The following is a 15,532-nucleotide window of genomic DNA, read 5'->3' on the forward strand; positions in this document are numbered from 1 at the left end:
TTGTAAAAGCTTGAAGATAATGAGTTTGACTTTAGTAATCATAAAAAGCTTTAAATGGTGCAACCAGCAGGTGTGTTCCATGCATAATATATAAATTAAAATAATCAATAAAAACAAAAAGATATGCTAGATTCTCATAGAAACAATCGAATATAGAGAATAAGTTACATCCTGATTTCTGTGTATAACTTACGTTGGGCATCAAATCATGAGCATTGATGACGTATTCAAACTATTCGGCGAAGCTTCTTGCTGGGCAAGCATATTGGAGGAACAACTCTGCAACATATGCATGTTGAACGAGAGAGTCATCAATCAACATAAGTACACCCCAGAAAACGCTAAACAGATATTGAAGAAATTTTCTAAGCTAACAACAGGTCAGCTACTTGCAGAAATTAAGAAGACGCTTGGAAAAGATTTTGAATCCCAAGTTGATGAAATATTCAAACCCGCTCTAGAAAAGAGAAATCTGTTGATACATGATTTCTTCATAGAATATCGTGACATTCTTACAAATGCCGAACGAATCCCATTAGCAATAAGTGAGCTAAATGAAATCAATGCCGCAATCTTTCCTGCTGCCGAATTCGCCACAAAAACCTGCAACACTCTGTATAAACTGTTCCAATCGGGTCCCCCTGAGCTCAAACATTAGGCCTCTTATGCGCATATTCTTCGCTTGGTTTTTTGGAGTCGCCGTATTCCTAGTTGTCGCAGTTGGTGTTGGAATTATTGGCGATCTTGTTGGCGTGCCCGCTTACATCTATCACGCCACGCCTTTAGGTTATTGGGTTGATGGTGAATATACCGAAACAGATAGTACGACCACGGCATTTGGTATGGGCATCATGCTACTGGCCATAGTGCTTGGCGTTTGGTCTGGCCGGGCCACATTCTTTCTCTCAGTTAGAGCAGGCTTCTCGGCAAAGGGAAAATTCACCTTCTTTGCTTGGCTCATGGCAGCCATAGTTCTCTGCGTGGCAGGTGCCTTAGTGGATCTCGCCTTCCGTTCTGTGCGTTCGTCTCTTGCGGGTTATCTTCTCTGGTTCGTTGCGGTTACAATTGCGGCTGGTGTTGGTTGGTCCTGCCATCAATGGTGGAAAAATCGTGTTGCGCATATCGGCGAGTAGCAAGAGGGCTAACCCTGCGGTGCATGGGACTTGGCAGATAAAGCAGCGCCAGGCCCCTGAACCTGAACGTTCGGCGTCAAGGAGGAATCGTGCAGCACGCAGGTAGAACTTGGGCGTACTCATACCGAAAGCTCTTTGACCTGTGCTCAGAGAAAAAACTGGCGAAGGTCGCTGGCAGCATTTCATTGCAATACGCAAAATTGACGAAGGATTGGACAACCGAAAGGAACTCCGAATGGTCGTGCCGCACGTACTTCACGACCAAGATGATCCTCAATGCAACCGTTCTTCTCAATAGCCTCGAATTTGCGCGTACCTCCGGGCTTCGCGCGGCCAATCCATACTTTGAGTACTACGCCGCACTGTCCCTATTACGTGGCCTCGTCTATACGATTCCTACAGAGGACTGGAATTCTGGCAAGTTGATGGCAATCTCGCACACTCGTGCCATCAATGTGGCATTTGATTGGGTGGCAAAGTTCAATAAGTCGCTAGCGGTCGAGATGAAGAAAACTGCTTTGCAGCTCAAAGCACAGCGCGAGCTGATCGCATATAAGGCACCCGCCAGCGGTGACAAGAACCTTGGGGCGAATTACGATCTGACTGACTTTTTGACCATCCTTGCAGAAGTCGCCGAATTCAACTCGGAACTACTGGAGAGTTCAATAACCAAGAACGCTGACCCAGTGTCCTTCGAAGTGCTTGACGAATACATTCATCAGATCGCAACGGTTGAGGTTGAAAGATTTACCTTCTCAGATGACGAAGACTACAGGCGCCTCGGTTATGTGCAACGTAAGACACGAAGGCCATATCACTTAGGGTTGTTCATGCACCCCGGCCAGTCTGAGGACTTCATTGGCGCCTGGGACGGAGACGAAGATGCTGGCGAAGCGTTCTCTAATGGCTCCCCATCCAACTGGCAAGCAATCTTTGATGTGCCATGAGGTCGAACACATCATTCCACCTGCCTTGCGCACAAAGCCGCGCAAGGCAGGTGAATTCAAACGTTGTCTATTACTTTTCCGCAATACATTTAGGGAGTTTAGAAAATGGCTATTCCGCAGCACGAGCTAAAAGAAATGAACCGTCTACTCGAAGGCGGTATGAACATCTCCGACATCTGGGCTAGGTATTCCCAATATCCATACTGGGAAATCTATTGGAGTGTTAGCGATTACAGCTTGCTTGGGAAAAAGCGAAAGATTACAAACCGAATCAATTCGGCCCGACGCGCCACCTCACAAGCTGAGAGAAATAGGTTGTTGGCCGAAGTTAACTCGCTCGTTACCGAGATGTACGAACTGACCAAAAAAAACGGAAAGAAGTTGGTAGATATTGGCAGAGTAATCAATCGCTGAGACTTGTCCTTGTTTACAAAACCTCACCCCTGCGTGGGCCGCATCGCCCAACCCGCCAGCCCTGTAGCGTGGGCAACTTGTTGCCCACGCGTTCAATCCCAGGCAAATTGATTAAATATCGTATCACCGCCGTGCCACCCCTCCTAAAGCAAGCTACCTTTTACGGTAGTCATTTCCGTAAGTAATGGTTTTTATGTGATGAAGCTGTGCGCTTTGCGCTGGGGGTAGCTACCTACTGCTACACCATTAATCCGATCATCTAATCCGCATTGCGTCTAGAAAATAGCTGTTATCAGCCCTGATTTTCTTATCCTTAAAGCAATCCAAGTATGCCGATTGGTATATACCAACCTACCTATATCTATAGACGATTTATGGAAAAAGTCCGCGCATAATGCAAACCATCGTGATTGAGCAACGTTTTAACAGATTGCCATCACATTGACTAACAGATAGGAGAACAAACATGCGTAACGTGATTTCTGCAATTGCTTTAGTAAGTGGTTTTATTGTTGCTGCCCCAGTGGTAGCGGTTGAACAAAATGGTGGGATTGAAAAAGTACAAACTGCTCAACACTTTTTGAGCAAGCGTCCATATGCTCAACCAGTGGTTGCCAAAGCTGACGGTGAGCAACCCTGGGTAGGCGCGACACTGGTGGTGGATGGTAACAGCGGACGTGCGAACGTTCATGAAGTGCAAAAACTGCACATGCTTGGTAAACGCGCTTTTTAATCCACGGCATAGGGTCCACGCGAAAAGTGAAGCGCCCCAATTGCTTTAGGACAAATTTAGGAGATTACAAATGAAAAAATTATTTTTAACCATATTGGCTTTAGGCTTTGTGGCGCAAGTAAATGCAGCTGACTTACCAGATAACGAGCAAAGTGTAGGCCAGTCACATCACAATCACTTTATCGGGAAACGTCCCTACAACAAAATTCTTGATAAACCAGCCAAGGGGGCTGATCAAGCCTGGGAAGGCACTGGTTTAGTGGCTGAAGACCCTGAACAAGCTGAAAAGAAATTGATGAAACATAATCAACATCAAATGAATTTTATTGGTAAACGGCCATATGTTGCACCGCATAACCCTGACTAACGCCTGATTTACCAAACGATTTTAAATCTCTCTCTGATGCCGCCTGTTTTTTGGGCGGTTTTTTTATTCATTCGCACGCTAGAAAATCAAGAGGCTGGGTAATACCCACGATTTGGCAAGGGCACTGAGGGTGGCCTTACTCCACTTTTCATCGCGACTCAAAGGTGGGTTTGTTTGCTGAAAATTGGGAAAGTTGCTTAGCGTTTCAAGAGAGTGGGTTGGGGATAGTTAGAGCGTTTTGGTATTGTGACGCGTGGGCAACTAGTTGCGTACCCTACTATACTTACATTTTTAACCGATGACACTTACAGAAAACACACTTTAGGAAAGTACGCATGAAATCGCTATCTCTCTTGTTCAGCTCTTTACTCTTTGCAACTTGGATACCTGCAGCGCATGCCGCTGAGGCATTTATTGGGCAGTTTCTTTACAAATATGATGGCGGAAGCATTTACCGGGTGGAGGTCAAAGACCCGCAACTCATGACATGGACCTGCGTAGAAGGGTCAGAGAAAGGTGCCAGCGGCAAGGAGCACCCTGATCGCTTTAAAATAGCCGATAAGATTTACTTTGCTAGCTGGGTTGAGAAAACTGGAATCACCGTCACTCAGGTAGTCAACCTGAACACCATGAAGGTGTATTCGACCATTATTGATGGCAAGGAACGCTATGTGATTTCAGGGGCTATCGTACGCGAGAAGTGAGATTTACCTGCATGGCGAACGATGATGTCCATTCGCCATGCAACCCTGTAGGGTGGCCTAACTCCACTTTTCATCGTGCCGTGAAGTTGGGGATTTATAGTGAGCGCCGGGGAAGCGGGTGAAGTCCAGATAGTGAATTTGGGGATAGTTAGAGCGTAACGGGTATTGTGACGCGAGGGCAACTAGTTGCCCTACTACTCTCTTGGGTAAGGTAAATGGGGAGAGTCGGGGTGGTCTATCATAAAGGCTACGCACTTATTATTTTAGTTGCAAAAGTGACTCCAAAACATCAATTTGACATCATTTTTTTATAGTGATAGCATTTTTATGTTTTTATCATGGAGTGCATATGTATGTCTGTTGTCACTGTCAGAAATTTACCCGAGGAAACACACCGCGCACTCAAGGCGCGGGCGGCCCAGAACCATCGCAGTACCGAAGCGGAAATACGTTTTATTTTAGAAAATGCAGTGAGGCCTAAGCATAGAGTCCTGCTTGGTACATTGTTAACGGAAATTGGTCGTGAGGTTGATGGCGTGGATATTGAGATTGGGCGAGACCAAACAGCCTCAGAGCCTATGGATTTTGAATGATTTTATTAGATACCAATGTCATTTCTGAGCCGTTAAAAGCCACAGGCGACCCCAAAATAGCCGATTGGATCAATGCACAAAACATTGAAACTTTGTACCTCTCTACCATCGGCATCGCTGAACTGCGTTTTGGGATTGCAGTGTTACCAGCGGGTAAGCGAAAAGAGGTGTTACATGCCAGCCTTGAGCAACGCGTGTTACCTTTATTTGAAGGTCGTATTTTGTCATTTGATCTCGTAGCATCCCAGGCTTATGCCACGTTGCGGGCTAAAGCGCGTGCGGCTGGTCAAGTGATCGCGCCCGCAGATGGTTACATAGCCGCGATTGCGATGACACATGAGCTGACCGTTGCGACTAGAGACACACAACCTTTTATCGCGGCAGGATTGAGCGTGATTAATCCGTTTGATCTGTAATAAAAGCGCTTTGCATCAAGCTTTAAAAATAGATTTTTCTAAACAGAAAAAAGGCGCAATGATGGATGTTGCGCCTTTTTGTTCAGAGCGTTAGTTTAAAACACCCGCAATTGCGTCGGTTTCAAATACACCGTCTCGCCCTGCTTAAAACTCAACTGATTAAACTGCTCCCGACCCAGCTCCACATCGACATATTGCTCATTGTCTGCACGTTTGATCTCCAGACGCACCAGTGAGCCCACAGAGTGCACATAGGTGAGCGCACCGGCGATACTTTGCGCGTCTGCTTCTCGGCTAACGGCAATCTCATATGGACGCACAAAGCCTTTGCCTTGCGGGGTTTCAAAGGCATTTACATTGCCTAAAAACTCATACACAAACGGCGTGGCTGGGTTATCGTAAACAGCTTGTGGTGAGCCCACCTGCTCTACCTGGCCATGGTTCATGACGACGATGGTATCAGCGACTTCGAGGGCTTCTTCCTGGTCATGCGTCACAAATACACTCGTCACGTGCAGTTCGTCGTGCAGGCGGCGCAGCCAGCGGCGCAGGTCTTTACGCACTTTGGCGTCTAGCGCGCCAAATGGCTCGTCCAGCAACAGTACTTTTGGCTCGACGGCCAAGGCACGTGCCAAGGCAATCCGTTGGCGCTGGCCGCCAGACAATTGCGGTGGATAGCGGTCAGCCAGCCAGTCGAGTTGCACCAGTTTGAGCAAGTCATGCACGCGTTTTTTGATCTCGGCTTCTGACGGCCGCGTTTCTTTGGGGCGCACGCGCAGGCCAAAGGCGACGTTTTCAAACACGGTCATATGGCGGAACAGCGCATAATGCTGGAACACAAAACCAACCTGGCGCTCGCGCACATCACGGTGGGTGGTGTCTACGCCATCAAACAGCACCTGGCCGCTGTCCGGAGTCTCCAGGCCAGCGATAATGCGTAACAGCGTGGTTTTGCCGCAGCCTGAAGGCCCAAGTAAAGCCACCAGCTCGCCTGAGGGGACTTGCAGATTGATATCGCGCAGGGCACTAAACTGGCCAAACCCTTTATTGATCTGTTGTATGGTAATGCTCATCTTAAGCCGTCACTTCCTTTTCAATCGCGGCGGCATCGCGGGATGCCTGCCATTCAACATAGGTTTTCAAAATCAGGGTTACCAGGGCCAGCAGCGTCAATAATGAGGCCACTGCAAAGGCCGCCGCGTAGTTATATTCGTTATACAAAATCTCGACATGCAAAGGCATGGTGTTGGTCAGGCCGCGGATATGGCCGGAGACCACTGACACGGCGCCGAACTCGCCCATGGCCCGTGCGTTGGTCAAAATCACGCCGTAAATCAGGCCCCACTTCACATTGGGCAGGGTCACATGCCACAGCATTTTCCAGCCAGAGGCGCCCAGCACCAGTGCAGCCTCTTCCTCTTCTTTGCCTTGCGCCTGCATGAGCGGAATCAACTCGCGCGCCACAAACGGGAAGGTCACAAAAATCGTCGCCAGCACAATGCCAGGCACGGCAAATACCACTTTCAGGTCGTGATCAATCAACCATTCGCCAAACCAGCCTTGCAGGCCAAAAATCAGCACAAAGATCAACCCGGCGATTACAGGCGAGACGGCAAACGGCAGGTCAATCAGGGTGATCAAAAAGCTTTTGCCTCTAAAGTCGAACTTGGTAATTGCCCAGGCGGCGGCCACGCCAAATACCAGATTCAGTGGCACCGAGATCAGCGAGGCGATCAGAGTCAGCTTCATCGCGGACAAGGCATCAGCTTCGGTGATCGCAGCTAGGTAGACGTCCCAGCCTTTGCGCAAAGCCTCGGTAAAAACGGCCGCAAGCGGCACCAGCAAAAACAGCCCTAAAAACGTCAGTGCCAGGCCAATCAAGCCCCAGCGGACCCAGGTGGGTTCAGAGGTGGCGCGTTTGTAGGCCACTTTGCCCTGATATTGTTGAAATTGTGTGGTTTGCATCATCCTACCTATGGTTTATCAAAATATACGCAACGCTATGCTTTCAGCGGCCGCCCACTATTTAGCGCCATGGCGGTGACTGCTCCACCATTGCAGCAAGTTGATCAACAGCAGCAACACAAACGAAATCACCAGCATCACAACGGCAATGGCCGTGGCGCCCGCATAATCATATTGTTCAAGTTTGGTGATGATCATGAGCGGCGTAATCTCGGAAATCATCGGCATATTGCCGGCGATAAAGATTACAGAACCATACTCACCCACCGCGCGGGCAAATGCCAGCGAGAAACCGGTAAGTAGCGCCGGCCAGATGGCGGGCAGAATAATTTTGTAAAAGGTTTGCCAGCGGTTGGCGCCCAAGCTGGCCGCTGCTTCTTCGGCCTCGGCACTAAAGTCTTCGAGCACCGGTTGTACGGTACGCACCACAAACGGCAAGCCAATAAAGGTAAGCGCCACCACCACGCCGAGAGGGGTAAACGCGACTTTGATGCCATGCGGCTCCAGCCAATGGCCTAACCAGCCATTCGGCGCATAAATCGCGGTGAGTGAAATCCCGGCCACCGCCGTCGGCAAGGCAAACGGCAAGTCGACCAGTGCATCGAACACTTTTTTGCCAAAAAACTGATACCTGACAAAGACCCAGGCAGTGAGCAGGCCAAATACCAGATTGATCAGCGCTGCAATCAATGAGGCGCCAAAGGTTAGTTTATAGGTAGCAACCACGCGTGGCGTGGTGACCACCGCCCAAAACTCATGCCAGCTGAGCTCGGTGGTGCGCAGAAAAACAGCGGCTAAAGGGATGAGAACGATTAGGCTTAGGTAGACCAGCGTGTAGCCGAGTGACAAGCCAAAGCCGGGGAGTAAATGTTTCTTTTTTTGTGATGCCATGGTGTATGGTGATCCGTTAAACAGGCGCTAATATAGCTGCATTCTTTTAAATCATTAAAGAATGAATAATCATTAATTTATAAGCGCCTGTTATATAAAGCGTGATGGATTAGGCAACTTTTGGCGTGCGGTGCTGGTATTGGTCATTAATGACCTTGGCCACCACCGGTGCGGCCAGCAAGTTGCCCTGCAACACGGTCGCCCCGGCTGAGATCGCAATATCCAGTTGCTGCTGGGTTTCAATGCCCACAATCACCGGCGTGCTGCCCAAATCCTGCACGCTGGACACCAGCCCCTTGAGTGCCTTGGCCAAGCCCGGTTGTTGCGCGGCCTGCTGAATCACAGAGATATCAAACTTGATAAAGTCATGCTGCACGCTCCACAAGCGGTACAGCTTGCTTTGGTGGCCGCCGACATGATCAAACGCAATCTGATAGCCCAAAGCGCGATAGTTCTCCACGGCAGCGATCAGGTGCTTGTCCTGCTCGATCAGCGACTCGTTGATCTCGAGCACAACGCGATGCGTAGGCACCGAATACTTATGCAGGATCTGCTCAAACACCTTGCCGTGGGCGCTGACCTCGAGGAGTAATTTTGGATGCACGTTTAAAAACAGCAAGCCATTTTCCTGATGGATGGCCCGGTAATTGAGCACGTGCTGCGAGCGGCATACGCGGTCAAACTGCACCAGCTTGCCGGACTGCTCGGCATAGGTAAACGCAAACTCGGGGGTGCTGCCCAGGGTGCCAAACAATGAGGGACGAATCAGGGCTTCATAGCCATAAATATCCCCTTGTTTGGCATCGTAGATCGGCTGAAAAGCGGTTTTAAGATGAACACCGATAAAGGTGCTTTCATACTCGCCCGAGCTGGCCTCCAGCAGACCAAGCTCTTCTAGGTCCAGCGCAAGCACCTGTTTGAGTTCGGCACGCAATTGCACAATGTGCTCCGGCTCTGGGGATAACTGTTTTTGTGTCATCATGACTCCTTTCTGCGTTTTAAGCATGCGCTAGGCAATGATTTTTAAACGCTACTTTTGATAAATCTGGTCAAAAATGCCACCATCATTAAAATGCGTACTTTCAACGTCACTCCAACTGCCAAATGCCTGTTTGACAGTGAAAGTGTTTAGTTTTTTAAAGCTTGGTTGTGCCACCTCGCTGACTTGCGGACGCAAATAATGCTTGGCAGCAATGGCCTGCCCTTGAGGGGAAAAGTGAAAATCCAGATAGGCTTGTGCTACTTTGCGAGTGCCTTTCTTGTCGACCACTTTATCCACCAAGGCAACAGGGTTTTCCGCCAACACGGTCAGAGATGGGTATACCACTTCGTACTTGTTTTGACCGAATTCCTGCTGGATCAAAAACACTTCATTTTCAAATGTCAGCAATACATCGCCGAGCTCACGCTGCGCAAAAGTCGTCGTCGCCCCGCGCCCACCGGCATCCAGTACTGGGACATGCTTGAATAACTCTGTCACAAACTGCTTGGCTTTACCCGCATCTCCGCCTTTTTGCGTGACTGAACCCCATGCACCCAGATAGCTATATTTGCCATTACCAGAGGTTTTGGGGTTAGGGATAATAACCGCTACACCTGGCTTGATTAAATCTTCCCAGTCCTTGATTTGCTTGGGATTGCCTTTTCTCACCAGAAACACAGTTGGGGACGCGCTGTAAACACTGTTGTTAGGCAAACGACCTTGCCAATTGGCTGGAATAAGCTTGCCTTTGTCTGCCAAGATATCGATGTCTGCCGAGCGATTCATGGTAATGACATCCGCATCCAGACCATCAACTACCGCTCGCGCCTGTTTGGTCGAACCGCCATGCGACTGGTTAATGGTCACCGTTTCACCAGTTTTATCTTTCCAATACTGAGCAAATGCCGGGTTAAGGTCTTTGTAAAACTCCCTGGTGACATCATATGAGGCATTGAGCAATTCTGCTGCTTGCGCAGAAAAAGTACTAAACAAAGCAACGAGCAGCAATTGACGAACGATTGATGACATACAGCACTCCTGAATATAAAACAGGATCGCAGTATAGCGGCCTTTTTATATTTAAAAAAATAATAAAATATAATATGTTTATAACAATAAAGAATATAAAAGTAAAAGTCTAAAAAAACGCCAGTGTAAACACTGGCGTTTAACAAGATAAGCCACCTAAGGCTGGTAACACCTTAGGCAGCCGACGTACTCAGCCCCTGCGCATCAAATATGCCGTCAAACAGCACAGAGCTCAAATAGCGCTCACCTGAATCCGGCAAAATCACCACGATATTTTTACCCGTATGCTCAGGCAATGCTGCATATCTCACCGCTACCGCGACCGCCGCCCCGCAGGAAATGCCGGCCAGAATGCCCTCCTCGCGTGCCAGTCTTCTGGCGAATGCAATCGCTTCTTCATTGGTCACTTGTGCAATGTCATCCACCAGACTTAAATCCAGGATATCCGGCACAAAACCTGCGCCTATGCCTTGAATTTTGTGCGGTGCCGGCGCGAGTGCTTGCCCTGCCCTAAACTGCGTCAACACCGGACTGGCTGCCGGTTCTACCGCAACAGAGAGAATGTTCTTATGCTGCGTCTTTTTGAAATAGCGGGAAACGCCGGTAATGGTGCCGCCGGTGCCCACCCCTGAAACCAGAATATCCACCTCGCCATTGGTATCGCGCCAGATTTCGGGGCCTGTGGTTTGTTCATGAATGGCTGGATTGGCCGGATTTTTGAACTGTTGCAACAACACATAGCGTGCTGGATCCGCGGCGGCAATTTCTTCTGCCTTGGCCACGGCGCCTTTCATGCCTTTGGCGCCCTCGGTCAGTACCAGCTTGGCGCCATAAGCAATCAGCAATTTGCGCCGCTCCAGGCTCATGGTTTCCGGCATGGTTAAGGTAATGGGGATGCCCCGTGCCGCAGCCACAAAGGCCAACGCGATGCCGGTATTGCCGCTGGTAGGCTCTACAATTTCTTTCCCAGGACCCAGCAAGCCCTTTTGTTCGGCATCCCAGATCATAGCCGCACCGATGCGGCACTTGACAGAATAGGCCGGGTTACGGCCTTCTATTTTGGCAAAAATGGTGGCCTGACCAGGGGCGGTCAGGCGGTTCAGGCGCACTAAGGGCGTATTGCCGATGGACTGTGCATTGTCATTAAACCAGTGTGACATAAAGGGCTCTTTAACTAAAAACAGTGACTTTAGTTTAAAAAGCGCAGAAATAAATTAAAAATAACATTTTGTTGGATAAATATATTTAATAGTTATAACCCTACCTTTTCGGTTATTTTAAAACTGCTTTAAATAACAAAAACTGATAATAAAATAATGAATGATTCTAGGCTTTACCCTGTTCAATCACGAAAGAGTGTTTTATAGTGAGCAAAGATTCATGCTGACCAGACAACTGGAAGCCAGTGACCCGCCAGGGCCACTGGCTTTTTTTTCGCCTGTTGTCAGCAATCGCGTACTTTCTATGACAAGGAATCCACGATGCAAGAAATTGCCATCGAGCACATCGTGCAACAACTGGCGGGCATCCGCGAACATGCATTGCAACAACGCCAGCGCTTGACGCAACCACCCAAGCTGCCTTCACGTAAAGTGCTGGCCAAGTGCGTGGAAGGCCTGGCTGCGGCGCTGTTCCCCAACCGGCTGGGTGATTCTGATATTCAGCCACATGCCATTAACTTTTATGTGGGGACCACGCTGGATAAAGCGTTGCGTGAATTACAACAGCAAATCCGGCTGGAACTGGCGTTTAAGGCAGCAGGCACGCCTGCCAGCGAATTTAATGAACAGGCGCATGCCCTGACGTTCACCTTTGCTGAACAACTGCCGGCGGCGCGTTTGCAACTGGATACCGACCTTGAAGCGGCTTACCAAGGCGATCCGGCCGCGGACAGTGTGGATGAAATCCTGGTCAGCTACCCTGGCATTCTGGCTTTGATTCATTACCGGCTGGCGCATGTTTTACATCGCTTGGGCTTGACCATTACGGCACGCCTGATCACCGAAATCGCCCATTCGCAAACCGGCATTGATATCCATCCTGGCGCCCGTATCGGCGATTACTTTTTTATAGATCATGGTACTGGCGTGGTCATTGGAGAGACGGCGATTATTGGTAATCACGTCCGCCTGTACCAGGCGGTGACATTGGGTGCAAAAAATTTCCCCAAAGATGCCAATGGCCACCTGGTGAAGAAATTTGAACGTCACCCTATTCTGGAAGATTACGTGGTGGTGTATGCCGGGGCCACCATTCTTGGCCGCATCACCATCGGCAAACATTCGATTATTGGCGGCAATGTTTGGGTAACGCGCAGCGTGCCCGCCAACAGTCACCTCACACAAGCACATTCGGATGCCAAACCGATTCCGGCTGCGGCTTGATTTTTAACTATTGCAACCTATTCATAGTTGCACTTTAAGGAGACCTTATGTCAGAACAACCTTTTCAGAGCGCTTTGGGCGATGTCGCTGCCCGCACGCTTGCCAATGCTACCAAATCGGTGCCCATGCTCAGCACCATCAGCCCGCGCTGGCTGGTGCATTTGCTCAACTGGGTACCCGTTGAAGCCGGTATTTACCGTGTCAACAAGGCCAAAGACCCCAACGCCATTACTGTCGACTGCTCCAACAAAGATGAAAAAGAACTGCCAGCAACCTTTGTCGATTATGAAGAATGGGGCCGTGAATATGTGCTAAACGCGGTGAATACCGTGGTCGATGTGCATACCCGCGTGTCTGACCTGTATAGCAGCCCGCACAACCAGATCAAAGAGCAACTGCGCCTGACTATTGAAGTAGTCAAAGAGCGCCAGGAAAGCGAACTGATCAACAACAAAGAGTACGGCCTGCTCAACAATGTGGCCAAATCACAAACCATCAAAACCCGTAATGGTTACCCAACACCGGATGACCTGGATGAGCTGCTGACCAAAGTCTGGAAAGAACCTGCGTTTTTCCTGGCGCACCCGAAAGCAATTGCCGCCTTTGGCCGTGAGTGCACCCGCCGTGGCGTGCCACCCCCAACCGTTTCCTTATTCGGCTCACAGTTCTTGACCTGGCGTGGCGTTCCGCTGATTCCTAGCGACAAACTGCCTATCGTCAACGGCAAATCCAAAATCCTGCTGCTGCGTGTAGGCGAGAGCAAGCAAGGCGTGATCGGGTTGTATCAACCGAACTTGCCAGGCCAGCAAACCATGGGCCTGTCAGTACGTTTTATGGGCATCAACCATAAAGCGATTGCTTCTTACCTGGTCTCGCTGTATTGCTCACTGGCCGTGCTGACCGAAGACGCGATTGCCGTCCTGGAAGATGTCGGAGTTGATCATTACTATGACTACAAGTAATTCATTCGGCTTGACTTTAACTGATGGCGCCAGTTTTGAGCCTGAGGCCATCTTGGCCTCATTGCCGGGTGAGCATCCCAAGATGACTGCTGCGCTGGGTGTAGGACGCGAACTGGAAAACACAGGTGTGCTGGATACCGCCACGCTGACGCAACTGGTCAACGATCTCTACGCTGAAGGGTTTCCGGCGACGGCACCGTTTGCGGCAGCAGACCTGGCGCAATCGTTGGCGGCTGCGCATGCCCCACAGCCATCTGTCCCGCCTACTGACTCATTGACCACCAAGCTGGTCAATGTGGGTGGCACAGGTGGTGTGGCCTCACCGAGTTATGCGCAAACGCAGGCGCAACCCGTCACCCAGCAGGCGCAAGCTCAGCAGCTCACGTATGTGCCTGGCATTGAAGCCTTGGGTAGCGACCCGTTACATAACCATCCGGCCCACCTGAATGTATTGCAGCCCGAGGCTGCTTTTCTGACCCCTGGCTCATTTGCCGGGACGGGCATTGATATTCCTTACCAGCAGGAGCTGGATCGCTGGCTGGGGGCGGGTGCAATACAGTCCCCACCGTCTGCGGCCTCCTCCCAAACTGCGGCTAAACCGCCGGTAGCCGGCGCGCAATCGTTTTACTTTTTGCAGGCCGAACCCGGGTTGACGGGCAGCCTGCCGGCTTCTGCGCATCCGGCATTTGATGTGCATGCGGTACGGCGTGACTTTCCCATCCTCAATGAGCGGGTGAATGGCCGCCAGTTGGTCTGGTTTGACAATGCGGCGACTACGCAAAAACCACAAGTGGTCATCGACCGCGTGAGTTATTTTTACCAGCACGAAAACTCCAATATTCACCGGGCCGCCCATGCGCTGGCCGCGCGCGCGACGGATGCGTATGAAGAAGCGCGGGAAACCGTGCGTCGTTTTATCAATGCGCCCTCGGTGAATCAGGTCATTTTTGTACGCGGGACCACGGAAGCGATTAACCTGGTCGCAAAAACCTGGGGCAAAAAACATCTGGGGCAAGGCGATGAAATTGTGGTCTCACATCTGGAACATCACGCCAATATCGTGCCCTGGCAGCAATTGTGTCAGGAAACGGGGGCGGTACTGAAAGTGATCCCGGTGGATGACAGTGGCCAGATTCTGCTGGAGGAATACCAGAAACTGCTGACGGCAAAAACCAAGCTGGTGTCATTTACCCAGGTATCAAATGCGTTGGGGACGGTCACGCCTGCTCAGGAAATGATTGCAATGGCTCACAGGGCGGGCGCAAAAGTGCTACTGGATGGCGCGCAATCGGTGTCACATATGCGGACCGATGTACAAACGCTGGATGCTGACTTTTTTGTGTTCTCCGGGCACAAAATCTTTGGCCCCACCGGCATTGGTGCCTTGTATGGCAAAGCCGATGTGCTGCAAGACATGCCTGCCTGGCAAGGCGGCGGCAACATGATACAAGATGTCACCTTTGAAAAAACGGTGTATCACGCGGCCCCGGCCAAGTTTGAAGCAGGCACGGGTAATATCGCCGATGCGGTAGGGTTAGGTGCCGCCTTGCAGTATGTGGAACGTCTAGGCATCGAAAATATCGCCGCCTATGAGCATGCCCTGCTGGAGTATGCCACAGCAGCCATGTGCCAGATCCCCAATCTGCGTCTGATCGGGACAGCCAAACATAAAGCCAGTGTGCTGTCTTTTGCACTCAAGGGCTATCAAAGCGAAGAGGTAGGCGCAGCGCTTAATGAAGAAGGCATCGCCGTGCGTTCTGGCCATCATTGTGCACAGCCGATTTTGCGTCGCTTTGGCGTTGAAACCACCGTACGGCCTTCACTGGCGTTTTACAACACTTATGATGAAATCGACCGCATGATTGCGGTATTACAGCGCTTGGCGTCCTATCACGCCTAGTCTAGCCGCGTAACATAGCTCATCCCCTGCCAGTGCAGCGTGCGCGTTGCCAAGGCTGGGGATTGTTTTTATGTTGCCCGCCAAGATTGTGACATTCGCGGCAAGCCTCTGT

Annotated in this window: 18 protein-coding genes; 12 read left to right on the forward strand and 6 right to left on the reverse strand. The window is 50.3% G+C overall.

Going from position 1 to position 15,532, the window contains the following annotated elements; translation table 11 throughout:
- The first annotated feature begins 208 nt into the window (after positions 1-208).
- The 9 genes from ACT53D_RS05990 to ACT53D_RS06030 all read left to right on the forward strand — a co-directional run bounded on the left by ACT53D_RS05990 (position 209) and on the right by ACT53D_RS06030 (position 5,307).
- The gene (locus tag ACT53D_RS05990; RefSeq protein ID WP_476155043.1) at positions 209-658 is read left to right on the forward strand and encodes a hypothetical protein; all 450 of its coding nucleotides are present in this window, start codon (positions 209-211) and stop codon (positions 656-658) included.
- A gap of 7 nt (positions 659-665) precedes the next feature.
- Positions 666-1,133 carry a hypothetical protein gene (locus ACT53D_RS05995; RefSeq protein WP_476155045.1) on the forward strand — a complete coding sequence of 156 codons (468 nt, stop codon included), beginning with the start codon at positions 666-668 and terminating at the stop codon, positions 1,131-1,133.
- 89 nt (positions 1,134-1,222) lie between these two features.
- Entirely contained in the window at positions 1,223-2,080 is an 858-nt protein-coding gene (locus ACT53D_RS06000; RefSeq protein WP_476155047.1) for a hypothetical protein, read from the forward strand.
- 105 nt (positions 2,081-2,185) lie between these two features.
- The gene (locus tag ACT53D_RS06005; RefSeq protein WP_476155049.1) at positions 2,186-2,494 is read left to right on the forward strand and encodes a hypothetical protein; all 309 of its coding nucleotides are present in this window, start codon (positions 2,186-2,188) and stop codon (positions 2,492-2,494) included.
- 466 nt (positions 2,495-2,960) lie between these two features.
- Positions 2,961-3,227, forward strand: a complete 267-nt coding sequence (locus tag ACT53D_RS06010; RefSeq protein ID WP_476155051.1) for a hypothetical protein — start codon at positions 2,961-2,963, stop codon at positions 3,225-3,227.
- Between the two features lie 70 nt (positions 3,228-3,297).
- Positions 3,298-3,594: a hypothetical protein gene (locus ACT53D_RS06015; protein ID WP_476146112.1), complete on the forward strand. Its 297-nt coding sequence runs from the start codon at positions 3,298-3,300 to the stop codon at positions 3,592-3,594.
- A gap of 335 nt (positions 3,595-3,929) precedes the next feature.
- Positions 3,930-4,298, forward strand: a complete 369-nt coding sequence (locus ACT53D_RS06020; RefSeq protein ID WP_194747039.1) for a phenolic acid decarboxylase — start codon at positions 3,930-3,932, stop codon at positions 4,296-4,298.
- 353 nt (positions 4,299-4,651) lie between these two features.
- The gene (locus ACT53D_RS06025) at positions 4,652-4,891 is read left to right on the forward strand and encodes a FitA-like ribbon-helix-helix domain-containing protein (RefSeq protein ID WP_194747040.1); all 240 of its coding nucleotides are present in this window, start codon (positions 4,652-4,654) and stop codon (positions 4,889-4,891) included.
- Positions 4,888-5,307, forward strand: a complete 420-nt coding sequence (locus ACT53D_RS06030; RefSeq protein ID WP_194747041.1) for a type II toxin-antitoxin system VapC family toxin — start codon at positions 4,888-4,890, stop codon at positions 5,305-5,307. The genes ACT53D_RS06025 and ACT53D_RS06030 overlap by 4 nt, the downstream gene beginning before the upstream one ends.
- Before the next feature lie 95 nt (positions 5,308-5,402).
- On the opposite strand, the gene ACT53D_RS06035 is transcribed toward ACT53D_RS06030, so the two are convergent.
- The 6 genes from ACT53D_RS06035 to cysK all read right to left on the reverse strand — a co-directional run bounded on the left by ACT53D_RS06035 (position 5,403) and on the right by cysK (position 11,334).
- Positions 5,403-6,380, reverse strand: coding sequence for a sulfate/molybdate ABC transporter ATP-binding protein (locus ACT53D_RS06035; protein ID WP_476155054.1), 978 nt, complete (start codon positions 6,378-6,380; stop codon positions 5,403-5,405).
- 1 nt (position 6,381) lies between these two features.
- Positions 6,382-7,272 (reverse strand): sulfate ABC transporter permease subunit CysW, encoded by an 891-nt coding sequence (cysW, locus tag ACT53D_RS06040; protein ID WP_476155056.1) that lies wholly within the window; start codon positions 7,270-7,272, stop codon positions 6,382-6,384.
- Positions 7,273-7,329: 57 nt separating this feature from the next.
- On the reverse strand, positions 7,330-8,163 hold the full coding sequence (gene cysT / locus ACT53D_RS06045; RefSeq protein ID WP_194747044.1) for a sulfate ABC transporter permease subunit CysT: 834 nt from the start codon (positions 8,161-8,163) through the stop codon (positions 7,330-7,332).
- Positions 8,164-8,272: 109 nt separating this feature from the next.
- Positions 8,273-9,142 carry an EAL domain-containing protein gene (locus ACT53D_RS06050; protein WP_275357218.1) on the reverse strand — a complete coding sequence of 290 codons (870 nt, stop codon included), beginning with the start codon at positions 9,140-9,142 and terminating at the stop codon, positions 8,273-8,275.
- 51 nt (positions 9,143-9,193) lie between these two features.
- A complete protein-coding gene (locus tag ACT53D_RS06055; RefSeq protein ID WP_476155058.1) occupies positions 9,194-10,174 on the reverse strand; it encodes a sulfate ABC transporter substrate-binding protein in 981 nt (326 codons plus the stop codon).
- 173 nt (positions 10,175-10,347) lie between these two features.
- A complete protein-coding gene (gene cysK, locus ACT53D_RS06060; RefSeq protein ID WP_476155060.1) occupies positions 10,348-11,334 on the reverse strand; it encodes a cysteine synthase A in 987 nt (328 codons plus the stop codon).
- 321 nt (positions 11,335-11,655) lie between these two features.
- Between cysK and epsC the strand changes: the two genes are divergently transcribed.
- The 3 genes from epsC to ACT53D_RS06075 are packed head-to-tail and all read left to right on the forward strand — an operon-like array spanning position 11,656 to position 15,420.
- The gene (gene epsC, locus ACT53D_RS06065; RefSeq protein WP_476155062.1) at positions 11,656-12,558 is read left to right on the forward strand and encodes a serine O-acetyltransferase EpsC; all 903 of its coding nucleotides are present in this window, start codon (positions 11,656-11,658) and stop codon (positions 12,556-12,558) included.
- 47 nt (positions 12,559-12,605) lie between these two features.
- The gene (locus ACT53D_RS06070) at positions 12,606-13,520 is read left to right on the forward strand and encodes a family 2A encapsulin nanocompartment shell protein (RefSeq protein WP_194747048.1); all 915 of its coding nucleotides are present in this window, start codon (positions 12,606-12,608) and stop codon (positions 13,518-13,520) included.
- On the forward strand, positions 13,507-15,420 hold the full coding sequence (locus ACT53D_RS06075; protein WP_476155065.1) for a family 2A encapsulin nanocompartment cargo protein cysteine desulfurase: 1,914 nt from the start codon (positions 13,507-13,509) through the stop codon (positions 15,418-15,420). The genes ACT53D_RS06070 and ACT53D_RS06075 overlap by 14 nt, the downstream gene beginning before the upstream one ends.
- Positions 15,421-15,532 lie beyond the last annotated feature (112 nt).

It is taken from the genome of Methylophilus sp. DMC16, assembly GCF_056314045.1.

Excerpts from the sequence above, each read along its gene's own strand:
- ACT53D_RS05990 (WP_476155043.1), top strand. The coding sequence starts at position 209 with ATGAGCATTGATGACGTATTCAAACTATTCGGCGAAGCTTCTTGCTGG.
- ACT53D_RS05995 (WP_476155045.1), top strand. The coding sequence starts at position 666 with ATGCGCATATTCTTCGCTTGGTTTTTTGGAGTCGCCGTATTCCTAGTT.
- ACT53D_RS06005 (WP_476155049.1), top strand. The coding sequence starts at position 2,186 with ATGGCTATTCCGCAGCACGAGCTAAAAGAAATGAACCGTCTACTCGAA.
- ACT53D_RS06010 (WP_476155051.1), top strand. The coding sequence starts at position 2,961 with ATGCGTAACGTGATTTCTGCAATTGCTTTAGTAAGTGGTTTTATTGTT.
- ACT53D_RS06015 (WP_476146112.1), top strand. The coding sequence starts at position 3,298 with ATGAAAAAATTATTTTTAACCATATTGGCTTTAGGCTTTGTGGCGCAA.
- ACT53D_RS06020 (WP_194747039.1), top strand. The coding sequence starts at position 3,930 with ATGAAATCGCTATCTCTCTTGTTCAGCTCTTTACTCTTTGCAACTTGG.
- ACT53D_RS06025 (WP_194747040.1), top strand. The coding sequence starts at position 4,652 with ATGTCTGTTGTCACTGTCAGAAATTTACCCGAGGAAACACACCGCGCA.
- ACT53D_RS06030 (WP_194747041.1), top strand. The coding sequence starts at position 4,888 with ATGATTTTATTAGATACCAATGTCATTTCTGAGCCGTTAAAAGCCACA.
- ACT53D_RS06035 (WP_476155054.1), bottom strand. The coding sequence starts at position 6,380 with ATGAGCATTACCATACAACAGATCAATAAAGGGTTTGGCCAGTTTAGT.
- cysW (WP_476155056.1), bottom strand. The coding sequence starts at position 7,272 with ATGCAAACCACACAATTTCAACAATATCAGGGCAAAGTGGCCTACAAA.
- cysT (WP_194747044.1), bottom strand. The coding sequence starts at position 8,163 with ATGGCATCACAAAAAAAGAAACATTTACTCCCCGGCTTTGGCTTGTCA.
- ACT53D_RS06050 (WP_275357218.1), bottom strand. The coding sequence starts at position 9,142 with ATGACACAAAAACAGTTATCCCCAGAGCCGGAGCACATTGTGCAATTG.
- ACT53D_RS06055 (WP_476155058.1), bottom strand. The coding sequence starts at position 10,174 with ATGTCATCAATCGTTCGTCAATTGCTGCTCGTTGCTTTGTTTAGTACT.
- cysK (WP_476155060.1), bottom strand. The coding sequence starts at position 11,334 with ATGTCACACTGGTTTAATGACAATGCACAGTCCATCGGCAATACGCCC.
- epsC (WP_476155062.1), top strand. The coding sequence starts at position 11,656 with ATGCAAGAAATTGCCATCGAGCACATCGTGCAACAACTGGCGGGCATC.
- ACT53D_RS06070 (WP_194747048.1), top strand. The coding sequence starts at position 12,606 with ATGTCAGAACAACCTTTTCAGAGCGCTTTGGGCGATGTCGCTGCCCGC.
- ACT53D_RS06075 (WP_476155065.1), top strand. The coding sequence starts at position 13,507 with ATGACTACAAGTAATTCATTCGGCTTGACTTTAACTGATGGCGCCAGT.